We start from the raw sequence: 19,307 nt of genomic DNA, 5'->3' as shown, positions 1-19,307 counted from the left end.
AATGCAGGTTAACCGATGGCACTGATCCAAGCCTCGATAGAGCAATTGAGAGTAGGCCACTATATCCATCTCCCCACGGGATGGACTAACCACCCGTTTATGTTCAATACCTTCAAGATCAAGGATCAGCAGCAACTCGACATTCTCCGTCATCTTGATCTCACCCTGCTGATGGTCGACCCCGACAAGAGCGATCTGCCCATCGAGCCGCTGCTGCGCGGCGATATCCCGGATGCCGGGCCTGATCTTGATGAACTGGAAGAGCTGATTGCCTCGGGCCCGCCCCCCTTTGATGAGAAAGCCTTTCGCCGCTCCATGCGCGCCGCCGACAAAGCCTTTGGCCAATCCATGAGCGAGCTGCGTGATGCACTCGGGGCACTCAACCTCAAACCGGATGAAGGGCTGGCCAATACAGCCCAGATCGTCCGCAATGCCGCCTTCACCCTCAGTCAGCATGAAGGGCCTCTCGGGCTCCACCTTATTCGCAGCCCCCACACCGATATCCTGCTGCAACACAGCCTCAATGTGGCTTTTATTGCCATGCTGATGGCGCGCGAGCTGGGGATGAATCCCATCGAACTGGAAGAGACGGGGCTTGCGGGACTTATCCACGATATCGGTGAACTGAAGATCCCGAGCCAGATCACCCAAAAACGCGGGGATCTCAGCAAGGCCGAGCAGAACTTCCTCAATATGCATCCCCAGTACGGGCTGGAGATGCTGACCCAGCTCAACGCCTTTGAACCGAAAATCCGTCAGGTCGCCCATCTGCACCACGAGCGGCTCGACGGCAGCGGTTATCCGCTCGGGATCAAGGGCGGGGAGATCCCGCCGCTGGCGCGGTTGATCGGGCTGGTCGACTTCTACGACGAGCTGCTCCATCCCCGCAACAGCGGTAACCCGGCCGCGCCGAGTCAGGCCATCAGCCAGCTCTACAAGTTATCCCAGAAGAAGTTCGACCAGAATCTGGTCAAGTTGCTTGTCAAGGTGCTGGGGGTCTATCCGCCGGGATCACTGGTGAAACTCTCGGACGAGAGCATCGCGCTGGTGCTCTCTACCGAACCCACCATGCCCCTCAAGCCGAAAATCCTGCCCTATATCAAGGCCCAGCGGCCGGAAGCCGTCGCCATGATCGATCTGCGGGAAGATGAACGCACCATCACTGCTTTTATCAAACAGGAAGAGCTGGATGAGGGACAACGGCAGTTCTTCAACCTGACCCGCCGCTTCTGCTACTACTTTGCATTCTGAGTTATCCCCAGAAGCTGGGGATAACTCATTGGACAAACCGGAATAATTGCTCAAACCCCCATCAGAAGGTTGCCAACTGACCATGTATAAAAAACGCCCAGCCAAGGGGCCGGGCGGAGCATGCCACCTCCGTGTGGCGTATCCAGCGGATACATTCATGCTCCATCCATCAATATCAACCCGCTGCCGCTTACACAAATATCAATTTAACATGCTGATTTAATATGGTTTTATCCACTTGTTCTGGCAAACTGACGGCCTGTTACTCCCAGTTGGGCCAACAGAACAAGATCCTGATCACAGTTATTCACGGGCTGGCTATTTTTTCAGCTGGCTTATGAGGAGCGTTTTTTATGCAGTTGGTCCTCTCCTTGCTGCAACAGATGAGCGTCAGCCTGGTGATCGCCTATCTCTTCTCGAAAAGCCCGCTGCTGCGCCCGCTTGCCAACTATTCAGTGAGACTACCTCACAAGATACTGATATACATCATCTTTTCCAGCTTTTGTATCCTCGGCACCTATGTGGGCCTCGATATCGACGATGCCATCGCCAACACCCGGGCGGTCGGCGCTGTCTTGGGGGGATTATTGGGGGGGCCGCTGGTGGGCTTTCTGGTAGGGCTGACCGGCGGCCTGCACCGCTATACGCTGGGGGGATTTACCGATCTCGCCTGCGCCATCTCCACCACCTGCGAGGGGTTGCTCGGGGGCATAGTGCACTGGCGACTGATGCGCTCGGGACGAACGGATGCCCTGTTTGAACCGCGTATCGCCTTCTTTACCACCCTCTACGCCGAGATCATGCAGATGGTCATCATCCTGCTGGTGGCGACCCCGTTCGACAAATCCCTGCTGCTGGTGCGCACCATCGCCACCCCGATGATTCTGGCCAACTCCTGCGGCGCGGCGCTCTTCATCAGCATGATCCGCGACCAGCAGCGGATGTATGAGAAGTTCTCCCGGGTTTTCTCCGCCAAGGCGCTCAATATCGCCAACCGCACAGTGGGGATCATGAGTCAGGGCTTTACCCCGGAGGCGAGCAACAAGATTGCCCGCATCATTCAGGAAGAGACCGGCGTGGGGGCTGTCGCCATCACGGACACCGAGCAGATCCTCGCCTTTATCGGCACCGGCGAAGATCACCATCTGCCGGGTACCCCCATTGCGTCAGCCATCACCATGCAGGCCATCGCCCAGAACAAGGTGCTGTTTGCCGATGGCAACAGCCAGCCCTATCGCTGCAGCCTCTCCTCCGCATGCCAGCTGGGCTCGGTGCTGGTGATCCCGCTGCAGGGGGACAAAGGAGTGATCGGCACCATCAAGCTCTACGAGCCGAAGAAGCGGCTGTTTCTCAAGATCAACCACACCCTGGGGGAAGGGATTGCCAACCTGCTGTCACAGCAGTTGCTGGCCGGTCGGCTGGAGCAGCACCAACGGCTGCTGGTGCAGTCCGAGTTGAAACTTATCCAGGCCCAGATCAACCCCCACTTTCTGTTCAACACCCTCAACACCATCAGTGCCATCACCCGGCGCGATCCGGACAAGGCGCGGGATCTGCTGCTGCATCTGTCGCTGTTCTTTCGCAAGAACCTCAAGCGCCAGAGTGGCCTTGCGACCCTGCAGGAGGAGCAGGAGCACTGCCAATCCTATCTGGAGATCGAGCTGGCCCGCTTTGGCGATCGGCTGACTGTGATAAACGAGATCCCGCCCCATCTGGCCACACTGCGACTGCCCAGCTTCACCCTGCAACCGCTGATCGAGAATGCCATCAAGCACGGCATCTCGACCCTGCTGGAGCAAGGGCGCATTCGCCTTTATACCGATGAGCAACCCGCCAGCGTCACCATCCATGTGGAAGATAATGCAGGCACCTGGCAAGCGCACCCCGCTGGCGACGGTCTGGGCATGACCATTGTCGATCGGCGACTGAAAAGCGCCTTTGGCGAGCGCTATGGCGTGACTATTGCGTGCGAGCCTGAGCAGTGGACCCGGGTCTCGTTCACCATCCCCAAGGAGCAACCATGATCCGCACCCTGATAGTCGATGACGAACACTACGCCCGCGAAGAGCTGAGGCAGCAGCTGGCCTGCGATCCTGCCATCGAGATCGTGGGGGAAGCGGCCAACGCCATCGAGGCGCTGCCGCTTATTCAGCGCCTCAAGCCTGATGTGGTGTTCCTCGATATCCAGATGCCCAAGCTGAGCGGCATGGAGCTGGTCGCCATGCTCGACCCCCTGCCCCGCATCGTCTTTGTCACCGCCTTTGACGAATATGCCATTCAGGCATTTGAAGAGAACGCCTTCGACTACCTGCTCAAGCCGGTGGAGCCCGCCCGGCTCGCCAAGACCCTCGCTCGCCTCAAGCAGGATATCTCCCCGCAGCCCATCGAGCGGCTGGCCCCGACTATCGAACATATTCCGGGCTATCTGCACAATCGGGTCAGGCTGCTGCCCATCGCGCAGGTGGAGTATGCCTTCTCCGATCTGGGCGGGGTCCATGTGGCCTGTCAGGGCGAGCTGTTCCACACCCAGCTCACTCTCAAATCGCTGGAAGAAAAGAGCCCGCTGCTGCGCTGCCACCGCCAGTATCTGGTCTCCCCCAACGCCATCTTCGAGATCCGGCTGCTGGATAACCAGCTGGCAGAGATTGTCACCCCGAGCGGCGCCCGGGTGCCGGTCAGTCGTCGCTATCTCAAGGAGCTCAAAGATCAGCTGGGGCTGGACTGAGCCGCGGAGTGTGCGCCTGATCACAGCCGCCGACCGCTCGGCGCGCCAAAGCGCCGCTCGGGGAGTTTCACCTGCCAGTCAGGCGCAACCGTTTTAGACTCGCTCTGCACACTAAAAAATAACAATGCAGGAGCGTAGCAATGATCTGGTTCTTCCTCTGTGTCGGCTTACTTGTGGCCGGCTACTTCATATACGGCAAATTCATCGAACGGATATTCAGCCCGAAACCCGAGCTGAAAACCCCCGCCATCACCATGGCTGACGGGGTGGACTATGTCCCCATGTCGGACAAGAAAGTCTATCTGGTTCAACTGCTCAACATCGCAGGCGTCGGCCCCATCTTCGGCCCCATCCTGGGTGCCCTCTACGGCCCGGTCGCCATGCTCTGGATCGTCTTCGGTTGCATCTTCGCCGGTGCGGTACATGACTACTTCTCCGGTATGCTGTCGGTACGCGCCAAGGGGGCCTCGGTGCCAACCGTGGTCGGTGAGCATCTGGGCACCGCCGCCAAGCACTTCATGAACCTGTTTGCCGTGGTGCTGCTGATGCTGGTGGGCGTGGTATTCGTGCTGAGCCCGGCAGGGCTGCTCGCCAACCTCACCTCCACCGATCTGGTCTACTGGATTGTGGCGATTTTTGCCTACTACATCCTCGCGACCATAGTCCCCATCGACAAGATCATCGGTCGCTTCTACCCCATCTTCGGCGCCCTGCTGGTCTTCATGTCGGTCGGCCTCATCGTTGGCCTGATCGTCTCCGGCAAAGGCTTCTACAACACCGGGATGGACTTCTCCAACTTGCACCCGACCGAGCTGCCGCTCTGGCCGCTGCTCTTCATCACCATCGCCTGTGGTGCGGTATCGGGCTTCCACGCCACCCAGTCACCACTGATGGCGCGCTGCATGCAGAACGAAAAATCCGGCCGCTTCATCTTCTACGGCGCAATGATCGGTGAAGGGATCATCGCCCTTATCTGGTGCACCCTGGGTCTCTCCTTCTACGACAGCACCGAAGCACTCAACGCCACCATGGCCAACGGCGGTCCGGCAGCCGTGGTACACGAAGTCTCCACCAGCCTGCTCGGCACAGTCGGCGGCATTCTGGCCATCCTCGGCGTGGTGATCCTGCCCATCACCTCCGGTGACACCGCGTTTCGCAGTGCTCGCCTGATCGTGGCGGACTTCCTGAAGATGACCCAGAAGCCGCTGGCCAAACGTCTGCTGATCGCCATCCCCATGTTTATCCTTGGTTTTATCATCTCCAAGGCTGAATTCGGGGTGATCTGGCGCTACTTCGGCTGGGCCAACCAGACCACTGCCGTCATCATGTTGTGGGCTGCGGCTGCCTACCTCATCAAAGAGGGCAAGCTGCACTGGATCTGCACCATTCCCGCCATGTTCATGACCGCTGTGGTGATCACCTATCTGGCCAACGCCCCCATCGGGTTCGGGCTGGAGATGGGGACCTCCACCATCATCGGCTTGGCTGCAACGGCGGCCATTACCGTGGCCTTCCTGATGAAGTTCCGCCAACCACTGGTTAGCAATCCCAGTGAAGGGTGATGTCTGACTTGAGGTGGTAAAAAAGGGGCCAAAAGGCCCCTTTTAAATTGATAAAAAAACCAATAATACAACTCGTTATTCTCTTAAGCTCCTATACAGCACAAGCCCTTAAGATTCCGTGCGACCTGACGATAAATATGTGATTTTAAATTGCTTTCCCGAATATATGAATCAATGATAAAGCTGTGCTTAAAGCCAGTGGAGGTTATACATGTTCCTTGATTACTTTGCCCTTGGCCTGCTCGTCTTTGTCGCGCTGGTCATCTTCTACGGAATCATCGTGATCCACGATATTCCTTACGAAATCGCCAAACATCGCAATCATCCCCATCAGGATGCCATCCATGTTGCCGGCTGGGTCAGTCTCTTCACCCTGCATGTGTTGTGGCCTTTCCTCTGGATCTGGGCAACCATCTATCGCCCCGATCGCGGCTGGGGCTTTAACCAGCGCCTGCAAAAAGATGAAGATGATATCGCGGCCCTCAGAGAAGAGCTGGCTGAACTGAAGGGCCGTCTCAACCATATCGAACAGCAAGAGCAACAGGGATAAATCATGGACCTGCTACTGATCCTGACCTATACGGCACTCTGTGTAGCCATTTTCAAAATCTTCCGCATCCCGCTCAACAAGTGGACTGTTCCGACTGCCGCGCTGGGGGGTGTGGTGCTCATCGGCACCCTCATCATGCTGATGAACTACAACCACCCCTACTCCGAGATGGCGCGCAACTACTACCTCTCCACCCCTATCGTACCGCTGGTCAAGGGCCGGGTAGTCGAGGTGCCGGTGCAAGCCAACCAGCCGGTGAAGAAGGGCGATGTGCTGTTTCGCCTTGATGATGAGCCCTTCAAGCTGAAGGTGGAAAGCCTGACTGCACGGCTCGATGCCAACAAGGATCAACTCAAGTCGATCGATGCCAGACTGCGCTCCGCCAAACTGGACAGAGATCGCGCCAGTGACCTGATGCGCCGTGGCGTCGGCAAGCAGCGTGACCTCGACGTGACTCAGGCGAGCGTAGACGAAATCGCAGCCCAGATGGATCAGCAACGCGCCATGCTGGAAGATCTGCAGGCCCAGCTCGATGAAGCCAAATACCAGCTGGCCCAGACCGTGGTCTATGCCCCGAGCGATGGCCATGTGGTGCAGCTTGCCCTGCGTCCAGGCATGATCGCCACCCCGTTTATGTACCGTCCGGTGATGACCTTCATCCACAAAGATGAGACTGCCTATGTAGGCTGGTTCTGGCAGAACAGCATGCAGCGTCTGGCGGTGGGTGATGAGGCCGAAGTGGTGATAGACGGTATTCCCGGCAAGATCTTCAAGGGCAAGGTGACCGCCGTGATCCCGGCCATTGCCGCCGGTAACGTGCAGGCCAACGCTATGCTGCTGGATCAGACCAGCGCTATCCGCCCGGGCCGCATGCCGGTGCTCATCTCCATCACCGACCCCGAGTGGGCCAAGTATCAGGTGATTGCCGGTGCCAGCGGACAAGCCGCTGTCTATACCGAGTATTTCCACCATGTTTCTGTGATGCGCAAAGTGCTGCTGCGCATGGCAAGCTGGATGAACTACCTCTTTCCCTTCCACTAAGCACACAATGTATTCAACGGGCCGGCATCATGCCGGCCCGCTGTTTTTGTGGCGGCAAGATCCCTATAATGGCGCCATCCTGCCAAGCCCCTGCGCCAAACCTGCATGTTCGTTCTCAGACCCTATCAGACCGACGCCGTCAACGCCGTGATCAACCACTTTCGCAAACACCCGGATCCCGCCGCGGTGGTGCTGCCCACCGGGGCCGGCAAGAGTCTGGTGATTGCCGAGCTGGCCCGCAAAGCGCGCGGCCGGGTGCTGGTGCTGGCCCACGTCAAGGAGCTGGTGGAGCAGAACCACGCCAAGTACGAGGCGTGGGAGCTCAAGGCAGACATCTTCGCCGCCGGTCTGGATCGCAAGGAGGCGAGCGCCCAGGTGGTGTTTGGCTCGGTGCAGTCGGTTGCCCGCAATCTGGATGCATTCGACAGCGCCTTCTCGCTGCTCATCATCGACGAGTGCCATCGGGTCTCGCTCGATGATGACAGCCAGTACCATCAGGTGATCGACCATCTCAAGTCCGCCAATCCGGCCCTCAAGATCCTCGGTCTCACCGCCACCCCCTATCGACTCGGGCTGGGCTGGATCTACCGGCGCCACTACCACGGCATGGTCAAAAGCCACGGCGAGCGGCTGTTCGGCGACTGCGTGTTCGAGCTGCCCTTGCGTTTTATGGTGAAAAACGGCTACCTGACGCCGCCGCGCATGGTGGATGCCCCCATCGTCCACTACGACTTCAGCAAGCTGGTGGCGCGGGAGAATGGCCTCTTTAGCGAGGCGGATCTCAACGGCGAGCTCAAGCGGCAGGAGCGTGTTACACCCCATATCCTGAGTCAGGTGCTGGAGTATGCCGCCGACCGGCAGGGGGTGATGATCTTCGCCGCCACCGTCGAACATGCCCGCGAAATTCACGGCCTGCTTGGCGCCAGAGGCCAGCAGGCGGCCCTTATCACCGGCGAGACACCGGGGCCGGAGCGCGATGCCCTCATCAACGCCTTCAAGGCGCGCGAGCTCAAGTTTCTGGTCAACGTGGCGGTGCTCACCACCGGCTTCGACGCCCCCCATGTCGACCTTATCGTGATGCTCAGACCTACCGAGTCGGTCTCGCTCTATCAGCAGATCGTCGGGCGGGGCTTGCGCCTCTCGCCGGGCAAGGAGGATTGTCTGGTGCTCGACTACGCCGGCAACAACTTCAACCTGTTTGCCCCCGAAGTGGGGGAGCCTCGCCCCCACGCCGGCACCGAACCGGTGCAAGTGCCCTGCCCCGCCTGCGGCTTTGCCAACACCTTCTGGGGCAAGACAGACGAGGATGGCAAGGTGATCGAGCACTATGGCCGCCGCTGTCAGGGCCTGTTCGAAGATGATGAGGGCAACCGTGAAGAGTGTGACTACCGCTTTCGCGCCAAGATCTGCCCCGGCTGTGGCGCGGAGAACGACATCGCCGCCCGCCGCTGCCAGAGCTGCGATCAGCTGCTGGTGGACCCTGACGACAAGCTCAAAGAGGCGCTCAATCTTAAGGATTGCATGGTGATCCGCTGCGCCGGGCTAACCCTCACCGCCGGGCGCGGCAAACAGGGGGAGCGGCTGGAGGTAACCTATCACGATGAGGATGGGTTGACCCTCAATGAATACTTCGGATTTCACTCCCCGGGCGCACGGCGCTTGTTTCAACAGCACTTTGTGCGTCATCATTGGCCCGCCCCGGGGCTGGAGCCCGAATTTGCCACCCTGGCGAGCGTGCTGGCGGCAGAAAGCCAGTTCCGTCATCCGGATTTTGTCATCGCCCGCAAATCGGGTCGCTTCTGGCAGATAAAAGAGAAAATTTTTGATTATGAGGGTCGCTATCGTACCGCCAACTCGATGGCATGATGGCGACCGGCATACATGGCATGAATTGCATTACCCCCGTCGATCCCGCATCGGCTGGTTGAATTATCAGGGTCGGCACCACTGCCGGGCCCTTCGTCACGTTAGAGGATGTTATGCAGCGGCTGTTGATTGGTTTTTGTGCTCTCTTTTCTTCTCTGGCGGCTCATGCCGCCCCGCTGACGCCCCCTCAGGGTGGCCAGTACGCCATCATGGTGCAGGGCAATAACGGCGTCGAGTTCGCCCGCCACGCGGATCAGATGATCGCCCCCGCCTCCACCATGAAGGTGCTCACCGCACTGGCGGCCCGCCTCGAGCTGGGTGCCGACTTCCGCTTCGCCACCGACATTCAGGCCCAACCGGGCGCCAAACAGGGTGACACCATCAACGGCGATATCTGGATCAACTTCGTCGGCGACCCCACCCTCTCCCGCATGGATCTGCTGGCCCTGTTCAAACAGCTCGGCGTCACCAGCATTAAGGGCAATGTCTACGTCAACACCGGCGCCTACAACGGCTACGAGCGCGGCAACGGCTGGTCGTGGGGGGATCAGACCCTCTGCTTCGCAGCGCCCGTCTCCTCAGTCATCATCGACAAGAACTGCGCCTACGGCACCATCACTGCCACCCAGATTGGCAAACCGGCGGTGGGCAATGTAGCTACCGGCGTGCCCATCGGCATCGGTGCCGACAACGTGGAAGTGATGAGCTATGGCGACATGGCGCGCCAGTTCTGCGCACTGGAAGTGGACATGGCCAAGGGCAACTTCTACGAGCTCAAGGGCTGCATCACCCCGAACAAGGAGCCGCAGGGTCTGCGTTTCGCCATTCACGACGTGGAAGCCTGGGGCTGGGACAATATCCGCTGGGCGATGAACCGGGCCGGTATCAAGCATGATGGCCTGCTGCGGGTCACCCACAAGGCCCCTGAAGGGGCTGAGACCCTCGGCACCCACTACTCGGTCTCCCTGCCGGTGATGCTGGCCAAGATGCTGAAGAAATCGGACAACCTCTACGCCGACACCTTCCTCAAAACCGTGGGCCGTCACTACTACAACAAGCCGGGCAGCTATCGCAGCGGCACCATGGCGGTGCGCGCCATCCTGACCAAGAACGGTATCGATCTGGGCAATGCCACTCTGGCTGACGGCTCCGGTCTCTCCGCTCACAATCTCATCAGCGCCCGTCAGATGATGTCGGTGCTGAACTTTATCCAGAAAAATGATGCCGAACTTGGCCTGATCAAGCTGCTGCCAAGCTCTCAGGTAGATGGCACCCTGGCGTGGCGCCGCAGCGTCACCGCCCCCATGATGAAGAACAAGGTACATGCCAAGACAGGTACCATCACCGGCACCTCCAATCTGGTGGGCTTTATCGACACGGCAGGCGGCCAGCGCAAGGCGTTCGTGATGTTCCAGCGTGGCCTGTCGCAAGACCCGGCGACCCACGAGCGCTATCGTGCCAGCAAGGCGCCGTGGCCCTGGACTGTATTCGAGAAGGGGGTGCTGGAGAGCATCTATCAGCAGCAGCCGATCCAGATCGCCGATGAGAGCTGAGCCAATAGGCCCACTCGAATCAGGGTATCGATAATTTCGGCTTCAAGTCGCCACGAGGCAGGGCTATGCTGTTGCCTGCCTCATATCAACGGCCATACAAAAACGGCTTAAAAAACGGAGAGAAAATATGTTTGCAGTGATTTTTGGTCGCCCGGGTTGCCCCTACTGTGTCCGTGCCGTACAGATCGCCGAGCAGCTGACCGAACAGCGCGATGACTTCAAATTCCGCTACGTGGATATCCATGCCGAAGGCATCACCAAAGAAGATCTGGCCAAGAGCGCCGGCAAGCCGGTCAATACCGTGCCGCAGATCTTCCTGGATGAGCAGCACATCGGTGGCTGCACCGATTTCGAAGCCTACGCCAAAGCGAATCTGGGTCTCTACCAGTAATGTGCCTGCGGGTCATCCCGAGCGGGTTGACCGCCAGAGCGTAAAAAAATCCGGCGCCATCAGGCGCCGGATTTTTGTATGGGCAACACGCACACATCATCCCCGATCAGGGAGTCACAGACTGGGCGGCAAAGCGCGCAATGATGGGGTTGTGATCCGAACTGTCGGTGGCCGGTGAACTCACCTCGACCAAATCCAGATTGCGGTAGTAGAGGTGATCCAGCGGGCGACCGAAGGCGGTACGGCGCAGGTCAGGCACCGGCACGGCCTCTTGCAGACCCAGCTCGGCCACCAATTTATTCAGCCAGAACTGGCGCTTGTCGCTCCAGGTGTTGAAATCACCGGCCAGGATCACCGGCCCCTGATGGCGGCGCACCAAGGCAGTCAGGTCGTTGAGCTGCTCGCGGAAGGTAGCCATCCCCAGCTCGAAGTTGACCGCATGGATATTGATGACCATCACGCCGTCAGGATCGCCCTGCAGCGGATAGAGGCTCACCAGCCCGGATTTGGGGATACGCAGCAAAGGCTCGGGGGAGCGCACACCACAGACGAACGCCTGCGGGGTCTTGGCCACCGTCATCACCCCGAACGACACGCCGCCCTGGGTGAAGGCTTGCAGCTGTTGCCACTGGAAATCACCGGCGCGCAGCCAGTCGAGCATATCTGGACGAGTGGCCGACTCTTGCAGCAGCACCAGATCCTGCCCCTTGGCATAACTGTCCATCCCTTCACGCCAGTTTTTGCGCTGACCCTTGTAGAGATTCCACACCGTCACCCCGAATTCACGGGGCAGCGCCGTAGTCGCCAACGCTACCAGCGGCGGACGCTGGCAGTCGAGTCCCGGCACAATCCCTTGAGCAGTGACCAGATGGTTCTGATCCGGCACCTCAAAACAGCCTACCAACCCCAGGGTCAGCAGGGAGGTGCCAAGAATGCGATAACTATTTTTCATCGGCTAAACCGCCCGCCTTTGCTTTGTATCTTGACCATCACAAACGTCATCAACGCCGACTAAGCTGATAGTCCCTGTTCCACTCAACCAGAAGGACGCTGTCTCATGGCGAAAGAACTTCGGTACAACGTGACGTTTTATGATCAACAAGGAAACTGTCATCAAGTGGAGCTGGCCACCGTCTACCAGATAAGACGTGACCCTCAATGCGATCTCTGTCTGTTCGACACCCTTCAGTATGTAGGGTCAGAGGAGATGCTGGAACGCATGATACGGCAAAAAACCGGGCTTGAGCAGGAAATATCCATCATCAACGCCCGGCTTATTTGATCAGGCACTCACCGGAACCGGGCGGGATTTGCCGTGTTCGTCGATGGCGACATAGGTGAAGATCCCCTCGGTCACACAGTAGCGCTGGGCGTCGTTTTCCCGCAGTACCGGCTTGACCCACACCTCCAGCTTGAGCTTCATGGAGCTGCGGCCGATCTTCATGCAACGGCCGTAGCAGCAGACCACATCACCCACCTTGACCGGACTGTGGAAGGTCATGCCTTCGACGGATACGGTACAAATACGTCCTTTTGCCAGCTCCTTGGCCATAATGCCCCCACCTATATCCATCTGGGACATGATCCAGCCACCAAAGATGTCGCCATTGGGGTTGGTATCGGCTGGCATTGCCAGGGTTCTCAGCAACAACTCCCCATCGGGGTGACGTTTTGTATCTACCATCATTACCGCCTCTCTCTCATGGATGGCGGCATGATAGGGGGCGATCACCCCCTTGGCAAACCTCAATTGCCCGAGGCGGCAAGCTCGGCAAACCAGTGGGCCGGATCGGGCCAGCGATAGTTGAATCCCATCTGCTGGCAAATCAGCTGACCGTCGATGGGCTGAAATTCACCGGCAGGCTCGATAAAGACCGGCACGGGCAGCCCCTGCTGACGCGCCGCAAAGGGGTAAAACTGCTCGCGGCGCGGATGCACCGGCGCACTCAGGTTGAAGACATCCCCGTCCTTGCCCCGCTCCAGCAGCAGGATGCAAGCCGCCACCACATCGTCCAGATGAACCAGATTGACCGACTGGGCGCCGCCATCCAGAGTCTTGCCCGCGAGGAAACGGCCGGGATGGCGATCCGGGCCATAAAGGCCGGAGGGGCGCACTATCATCACCACCTCGAAACCGGCCGCCAGCACCGCCTGCTCCGCCGCCAGCATCCGCTCGCCACGGGCATGACGCGGTTTGGGCTGCTCACCCTCTTCTTGACCCGCCCCCCATACCGAGGTGGCGCTGACAAACAGCACCCGCCGGGTGCCGCTCGCTTTGGCAAGCTGACAGGCCTTTGCCACCGCCTGCGGATAGTCATCGGTCTTGCTGGGCGGTACGCAGATAACCAGCGATTCGCAGGGGATGGGCCACGCATCCGACATATGGGCAGAAATCGTCAGTGGATAGGCATTGATCCCCTCCCCCTGCAAACGGGCTGCCTTCTCGGCGCTGCTGACCGTGACAGCAACCTGCTTGCCTGCCGCCAGCAGGGCCCGCGCCAGCGGCAGCCCCAGCCACCCCGCCCCCAGAATGCCGATCGTCCCGGCGATATGTTGTTCTGTCATCGTCCCTTCTCCTGCTTGACGCTATTTGCCCCGCAGCTTACCTGCCTTGGCATAAAAAGAAAGCCTTGGCCTGCTAATATATAAATATTGTTGAGTAGGTAATATTTGTTATTCTTATATTTCACCAAATCACTTTCGCTGTCACACCACTCTATTGCCATTCATCAACAACATATATTTATGTAGCAACATCGGCAATGGAACACTTTACCACAAATAGGGTGGCTATATTTCGTACAGCTAGCTAGTGCTATTTATTAAAGCGTTTTGTATATTCAGTAAATACCCAGCCTTCTAACGCCTCACCTTGTTTTTGAGGTATTGCAACTTTTATCCAACTACGATTCTTTTCAAGAACGTATACAGATTGCCCAAAATTCAAAGTCGTAATTATCTCTGATTTTATAGATGGTGAAACTCTCAACCGAACTTCTTCTCCACAAATGAATCTGTTTTGAGATGTCACATCTACGCCATTGCGGTGGGGGATTTTTTTAATCTCATTAGTTTGAACACGTCGAGGAGCACTATTATCGTTAAGCATAGCTTCAACTTTAGGTTGAAGATATATGCTAACAGCCAAGGGTAATATCACATTTTTTATAAAACACACGATAATTAATTTAAATAAACTAGGAAGCTTCTGAAGCGCAACCAAAACTGAGCTTCGAGACAAGCTACTTTCTTTAAGTTTCTCATTTACTTCGCATAAAACACCAGAGATGTCAGCCTCTTCTTCATGTACAACTGATTGAGCTGACCAATCATCTAAATCGCCTCTCTGAACTACAATATAATGTTGCCTTAACAAGTTTAAAGTCAAAATAAACTCGTTAGGGAGGTGCGTAATATTATTGAACGCTGGAAAATTTCGCTCAATAGACCTCAGGTGTTTTTGTATCCCGAGTTGGGAAAATCCATCCAACCAAGTCAGATTAGAGCTGTATGTATTTATGGTTTGAGAAAGCTGTGCAACTTCAGGCCCAAGAATCGACTTTTGAATAGCATTAATACGTTCAAGTTCCTTCATCCATGCAGGATTTAGAATCGATTGAATTCTGTCCATCTGTTTCATCCACGGTTGATTCGATAACGAATAAACCTTTTCGACACCCTCCATATACTTGCTCACTTTTCAGGTTTCCTTTAATTTTACTTGCACGTAGATTATCCATAAATTTCATTTTTATCAATACGTTATCGATGATGCTTATCTACATGAAACTAAAATTTCATTTCGGAAAAATGTATATATTTACTCAACAGAGAACTCACTTTTTATACACACAAAAAGCGGGCCACCGGCCCGCTTCTTCATACTGATTTTCCCCCATCCTCACACCGGCGGATGGAAATGGCTGGCCTCGCGGGTGGCCATCTCCTCGTAGGTGGCCCACTTCTGCCACGCCACTTTTTGTGCCACCTGCATCAGCCGTTCGGCCTCCTCCGGATGGCTCTGGGCCAGCACCCGATAACGGGTCTCCTCCTGTCGGTATTCAGCGAGGGGGATCGATGGGCGCAGGCTGTCGAGGCTGAAGGGGTTCTGCCCCGCACTGCGCAGCACCGGGTTGTAACGCATCAGCGGCCAGTGACCGGAGGCCACGGCCCGTTTTTGCTGGGTCAGGCCAAACTCCATATCGATACCGTGGGCGATGCAGTGGCTGTAAGCGATGATCAGCGACGGGCCCGGATAGGCCTCCGCCTCACGCAAGGCTTGCAGCGCCTGCTGCGGGTTGGCACCAAAGGCGATGCGGGCAACATAGACGTTGCCGTAGGAGATGGCCTGCAACGCTACATCCTTCTTGGCCAGCGTCTTGCCTCCCGCCGCGAACTTGGCGACGGCACCGAGCGGGGTCGATTTCGACATCTGGCCGCCAGTGTTGGAGTAGACCTCGGTATCCATCACCAGCACGTTCACATCGCGTCCGGAGGCGAGCACATGATCGAGCCCCGCTGAGCCGATGTCATAGGCCCAGCCATCGCCGCCGATGATCCAGACCGAACGGCGCACCAGCTGATCGATAAGCGACAGCAGCTCGCGGGCCTTGCCGGATTTCACCTCTTCCAGCCGCTCGCGCACTTGCGCCACCCGGGTGCGCTGGGCGCGGATCTCTGACTCCAGCCGCTGCGGGGCGCTAATCAGGGTATCGACCAGCTCTGCGCCCAGCTCCCCCTTCATCGCTTCGAGGGCCGCCACCGCCTGACCGTGATGTTGATCGGCGGTGAGACGAAAACCAAAGCCAAACTCGGCGTTGTCCTCAAACAATGAGTTCGACCAGGCTGGCCCCTTCCCTTCGCAATTCTTGGCCCACGGGGTGGTCGGCAAGTTGCCGCCATAGATGGAGGAGCAACCGGTGGCGTTGGCCACCAGCATGCGATCGCCAAACAGCTGGGTCAGCAGCTTGAGATAGGGGGTCTCGCCACAGCCAGCGCAGGCGCCGGAGAACTCGAACAGGGGTTCGAGGAACTGGGCACCGCGCACCGTGGAGAAGTCCACCCGCTCGCGGGCAGGCCAGGGCAGGCTCTCGAACCAGCGCAGCGCCTGCTTCTGGCCAGCCAGATGCGGCGCCTTGTCCATCATGGTGATGGCGCGCTCGCCCTCGTGTTCCTCATCGGCCCCGGCCCGCACCGGACAGGCCTGCACGCACTGACCGCAGCCGGTGCAATCTTCCGGATAGAGCTGCAAGGTGTAGCGGCTGTCGGGGAAGCCCTTGGCGGTGACGGGCACCGACTGCGCGGCCTCGGGAGCCGTCGCCAGCCAGTCCTGATGGTAGAACTTGGCCCGCAGCGCCGCGTGGGGGCAGACAAAGACGCAGTTGCCGCACTGGATGCAGATATCCGAATGCCAAATCGGGATCTCGCGGGCGATATCGCGCTTCTCGAAGCGGCTGGTGGCAGTGGGGTAAGTGCCATCCACCGGCAGCATGGAGACGGGGATCAGATCGCCGCGCCCCGCCAGCATCTCGCCAGTGACCCGCTGGACAAACTCGCTGCCGCCGGGAGCCAGCGGCAACGGATAGTCGCTGATCTGCTCCTCACCGGCCGGGATGGCTACCTGATGGAGGTGGGCCAGGGTGTCGTCCACCGCCGCGAAGTTGCGCTCAACCACTTCTGGCCCCTTGCGGGCATAGCTCTTCTCGATGCTCTCCTTGATCAGCGCAATCGCCTCATCCCGCGGCAAGATGCCAGCCAGCGCGAAGAAACAGGTCTGCATGATGGTGTTGATGCGATTGCCCATGCCGTTGCGCTCGGCCACCCGATCCCCATCGATGCAGTAGAGGCGGATATCGAGGGCACGGATGCGGGCGCGCAGCCGCTCGGGCAGCTCGGCCCAGACCTGCTCAGGCTCATAGGGAGCATTGAGCAGCAGGGTCGCCCCTTCGGCGGCGTGCTCCAGCAGGTCTACCGACTCGACAAAACCCCACTGGTGGCAGCCAATAAAGCTCGCCTGCTCGATAAGCCAGGGGGCATCGATGGGCTCGGGGCCAAAGCGCAGGTGGGAGACGGTGCGCGAGCCAGACTTCTTGGAGTCGTAGACGAAGTAACCCTGCGCGTGGAAGCCCTCCAGCTCGCCGATGATCTTGATGCTGTTCTTGTTGGCGCCCACCGTGCCGTCGGCACCAAGGCCGAAGAAGAGCGCCCGCACCCGGCTGGCAGGCTCCAGATCGCCTATGGGGTGCCAGGCCAGACTGAGGCCCGACACGTCATCCACTATCCCCACGGTAAAGCGAGGGCGTGGCGCATCGGATGCCAGCTCCTCGAACACGGCCGCGCACATGGCGGGGGTGAACTCCTTGGAAGAGAGGCCATAGCGACCGCCACTGAGCCAGGGCAGCCGCTTGATAAGGCCGCGCTGCAAACCATCGATCAGCGCGCTCTGCACATCCAGCAGCAGCGGCTCGCCGCCCGCCCCCGGCTCCTTGGTGCGATCCAGCACGGCGATGCGCCGCACGCTCTGCGGCAGCGCGTCGAGCAGCGCCTGTACCGGGAAGGGGCGATAGAGGCGAATGACCAGTACCCCTGTCTTGCGATCCTGCCGGTTGAGCCAATCCACGGTGGTGCGGGCGGTGGCCGCCCCCGAGCCCATCAGCACGATGACGTCGGTGGCATCAGGCGCGCCGTGGTACTCCACCAGCCGGTAGTGGCGGCCGGTCAGCTCGCCCAGGTTGTCCATGCACTGCTGCACCCGGGCCGGTACCGCCTCGTAGAAGGGGTTGACGCTCTCGCGGGACTGGAAATAGGTATCCGGGTTCTGGGCGGTGCCGCGCATCACCGGATGATCCGGGTTGAGCGCCCGCGCACGGTGGGCGCGCACCCAGTCGTTGTCGATCAGGGCGCGAATTTCATCCCGATGCAGGGCGGTGATCTTGTTCACCTCGTGGGAGGTACGGAACCCGTCGAAGAAGTGGATGAAGGGCACCCGGCACTGCAGGGTAACGCTGTGGGCGACCAGCGCCAGATCCTGAGCCTCCTGCACCGAGCCGGAGGCGAGCATGGCAAAGCCGGTACTGCGCGCCGCCATCACATCCTGATGGTCGCCAAAGATAGAGAGCCCCTGCGCCGCCAGCGAGCGGGCCGCCACATGGAACACCGCCGAAGTCAGTTCACCGGCGATCTTGTACATGTTGGGCAGCATCAGCATCAGCCCCTGACTGGCGGTGAAGGTGGTGGCGAGCGCCCCCGCCTGCAGGGCACCGTGTACCGTGCCGGCCGCCCCCCCTTCGCTCTGCATCTCCACCACGGTGGGGATGTTGCCCCACAGGTTGGTCTGCCCTTCCGCAGCCCAGGCATCGGCCAGTTCGGCCATGGTCGAGCTCGGGGTAATGGGGTAGATGGCACACACTTCGCTCAGCTGGTACGCCACCCGGGCCGCGGCTTCGTTGCCATCGACCATGATCAGTTCATGTTTCATTGGGACTCCTCCGGTTGGCACAGCTCGATGGCGTGACAAGGGCACTGGTCGTGACAGGCACCGCAGCCGGTGCAGCGCTCGGCATCCACCTGATAGCCTTTGCCCGGCCCCAGCTTGGCGATGGCCTGCTCGGGGCAGCTGCCATAGCAGCCGTCGCACTCGAAGCAGTTACCGCAGGAGTAGCAGCGCGCCGCCTCGTAGCGGGCGGCCGTCTCGTCCAGTCCGCCGATGATCTCGCCAAAGTCGTCCCGCGCCCACGCCGGTTTGACCGGCTGGCTGCTGGCCGGGGCGTGGGTCTGGAACCAGAGCTGCAACTGCTCCGGCCCCACCAGCGGGTAAGAGAGTGGCTTGTGGTAGTGGCGACCGCGCAGCCAGGCATCCATATGGCGCGCCGCCTTTTTGCCATGGCCGGTGGCGATGGTGACGGTGCGCTCGGAGGGCACCATGTCGCCGCCCGCAAACAGACCCGGCACATCCGTCATCAGGTTGCCCGCCACCTGTACGACCCCTTCCTTGTTGACCCGCACGCCGGGAATGCTCTCCAGCACGCTCAAGTCCACCTCCTGACCGAGCGCCAGGATCAGGGAATCCGCTTCGAGGGTTTCAAACTTGCCGGTGGGTACCGGCTTGCCCTCGGCATCCAGCGCCATCACCTCCACTTCGATGCTGGCGTTGTCGAGCTGGCGGATGCTGCGCAGCCAGTTGATCTTGATCCCCTCCTCCTCGGCCTCATCGGCTTCAAAGGCGTGGGCCGGCATATGGTCCCGGTCGCGGCGGTAGATGATCATTGCCTCTTCAACGCCCAAACGGCGGGCGGTGCGGGCCGCATCCATGGCGGTATTGCCGCCGCCGTAGATGGCCACCCGCCGTCCCAGTTTAGGGGGCGGTAAG

16 protein-coding genes are annotated in these 19,307 nt (G+C 59.2%); 10 read left to right on the top strand and 6 right to left on the bottom strand.

Annotated elements, in window-relative coordinates:
* Positions 1-15: 15 nt before the first annotated feature.
* The 9 genes from AB5Y82_RS14175 to AB5Y82_RS14135 all read left to right on the top strand — a co-directional run bounded on the left by AB5Y82_RS14175 (position 16) and on the right by AB5Y82_RS14135 (position 10,939).
* Positions 16-1,251, top strand: coding sequence for an HD-GYP domain-containing protein (locus AB5Y82_RS14175; protein ID WP_031227798.1), 1,236 nt, complete (start codon positions 16-18; stop codon positions 1,249-1,251).
* 353 nt (positions 1,252-1,604) lie between these two features.
* Entirely contained in the window at positions 1,605-3,275 is a 1,671-nt protein-coding gene (locus tag AB5Y82_RS14170; RefSeq protein ID WP_005350526.1) for a sensor histidine kinase, read from the top strand.
* Positions 3,272-3,976, top strand: coding sequence for a two-component system response regulator BtsR (gene btsR / locus AB5Y82_RS14165; RefSeq protein WP_005350523.1), 705 nt, complete (start codon positions 3,272-3,274; stop codon positions 3,974-3,976). Before AB5Y82_RS14170 ends, btsR begins: the two co-directional genes overlap by 4 nt.
* A gap of 140 nt (positions 3,977-4,116) precedes the next feature.
* Positions 4,117-5,538 (top strand): carbon starvation protein A, encoded by a 1,422-nt coding sequence (locus tag AB5Y82_RS14160; RefSeq protein WP_111899653.1) that lies wholly within the window; start codon positions 4,117-4,119, stop codon positions 5,536-5,538.
* A 211-nt stretch (positions 5,539-5,749) separates the two neighbouring features.
* Positions 5,750-6,088 carry a DUF3302 domain-containing protein gene (locus AB5Y82_RS14155; protein WP_005344404.1) on the top strand — a complete coding sequence of 113 codons (339 nt, stop codon included), beginning with the start codon at positions 5,750-5,752 and terminating at the stop codon, positions 6,086-6,088.
* 3 nt (positions 6,089-6,091) lie between these two features.
* Positions 6,092-7,129, top strand: a complete 1,038-nt coding sequence (locus tag AB5Y82_RS14150; protein WP_111899652.1) for an HlyD family secretion protein — start codon at positions 6,092-6,094, stop codon at positions 7,127-7,129.
* 105 nt (positions 7,130-7,234) lie between these two features.
* Positions 7,235-8,995 (top strand): DEAD/DEAH box helicase, encoded by a 1,761-nt coding sequence (locus AB5Y82_RS14145; RefSeq protein ID WP_111899651.1) that lies wholly within the window; start codon positions 7,235-7,237, stop codon positions 8,993-8,995.
* A 113-nt stretch (positions 8,996-9,108) separates the two neighbouring features.
* On the top strand, positions 9,109-10,548 hold the full coding sequence (gene dacB, locus AB5Y82_RS14140) for a D-alanyl-D-alanine carboxypeptidase/D-alanyl-D-alanine-endopeptidase (protein WP_005350510.1): 1,440 nt from the start codon (positions 9,109-9,111) through the stop codon (positions 10,546-10,548).
* 94 nt (positions 10,549-10,642) lie between these two features.
* Positions 10,643-10,939, top strand: a complete 297-nt coding sequence (locus AB5Y82_RS14135; protein ID WP_224970215.1) for a GrxA family glutaredoxin — start codon at positions 10,643-10,645, stop codon at positions 10,937-10,939.
* Positions 10,940-11,045: 106 nt separating this feature from the next.
* Here AB5Y82_RS14135 and AB5Y82_RS14130 read toward each other — a convergent pair whose 3' ends face one another.
* On the bottom strand, positions 11,046-11,891 hold the full coding sequence (locus AB5Y82_RS14130; RefSeq protein WP_159143453.1) for an endonuclease/exonuclease/phosphatase family protein: 846 nt from the start codon (positions 11,889-11,891) through the stop codon (positions 11,046-11,048).
* 105 nt (positions 11,892-11,996) lie between these two features.
* Here AB5Y82_RS14130 and AB5Y82_RS14125 point away from each other — a divergent pair, with 105 nt between their 5' ends.
* The gene (locus AB5Y82_RS14125; protein WP_005337874.1) at positions 11,997-12,221 is read left to right on the top strand and encodes a hypothetical protein; all 225 of its coding nucleotides are present in this window, start codon (positions 11,997-11,999) and stop codon (positions 12,219-12,221) included.
* Here the strand turns inward: AB5Y82_RS14125 and yciA are convergent, their stop codons facing one another.
* The 5 genes from yciA to AB5Y82_RS14100 form a co-directional block, all read right to left on the bottom strand.
* The gene (gene yciA / locus AB5Y82_RS14120) at positions 12,222-12,626 is read right to left on the bottom strand and encodes an acyl-CoA thioester hydrolase YciA (RefSeq protein WP_033113469.1); all 405 of its coding nucleotides are present in this window, start codon (positions 12,624-12,626) and stop codon (positions 12,222-12,224) included.
* A 59-nt stretch (positions 12,627-12,685) separates the two neighbouring features.
* The gene (locus tag AB5Y82_RS14115; RefSeq protein ID WP_159143452.1) at positions 12,686-13,504 is read right to left on the bottom strand and encodes an NAD-dependent epimerase/dehydratase family protein; all 819 of its coding nucleotides are present in this window, start codon (positions 13,502-13,504) and stop codon (positions 12,686-12,688) included.
* A 250-nt stretch (positions 13,505-13,754) separates the two neighbouring features.
* Entirely contained in the window at positions 13,755-14,570 is an 816-nt protein-coding gene (locus AB5Y82_RS14110) for an SH3 domain-containing protein (RefSeq protein ID WP_368174141.1), read from the bottom strand.
* Positions 14,571-14,840: 270 nt separating this feature from the next.
* Positions 14,841-18,416, bottom strand: a complete 3,576-nt coding sequence (nifJ, locus tag AB5Y82_RS14105; protein WP_368174140.1) for a pyruvate:ferredoxin (flavodoxin) oxidoreductase — start codon at positions 18,414-18,416, stop codon at positions 14,841-14,843.
* Positions 18,413-19,307, bottom strand: an 895-nt coding sequence (locus tag AB5Y82_RS14100) for an FAD-dependent oxidoreductase (protein ID WP_368174139.1), incomplete at its 5' end; no start/stop codon positions are given. The genes nifJ and AB5Y82_RS14100, both read right to left, overlap by 4 nt.

Source organism: Aeromonas sp. s13, assembly GCF_040907905.1.
Taxonomy (GTDB): Bacteria; Pseudomonadota; Gammaproteobacteria; order Enterobacterales; family Aeromonadaceae; genus Aeromonas; species Aeromonas veronii.
This window is presented reverse-complemented; position numbering and strand designations above follow the sequence as displayed.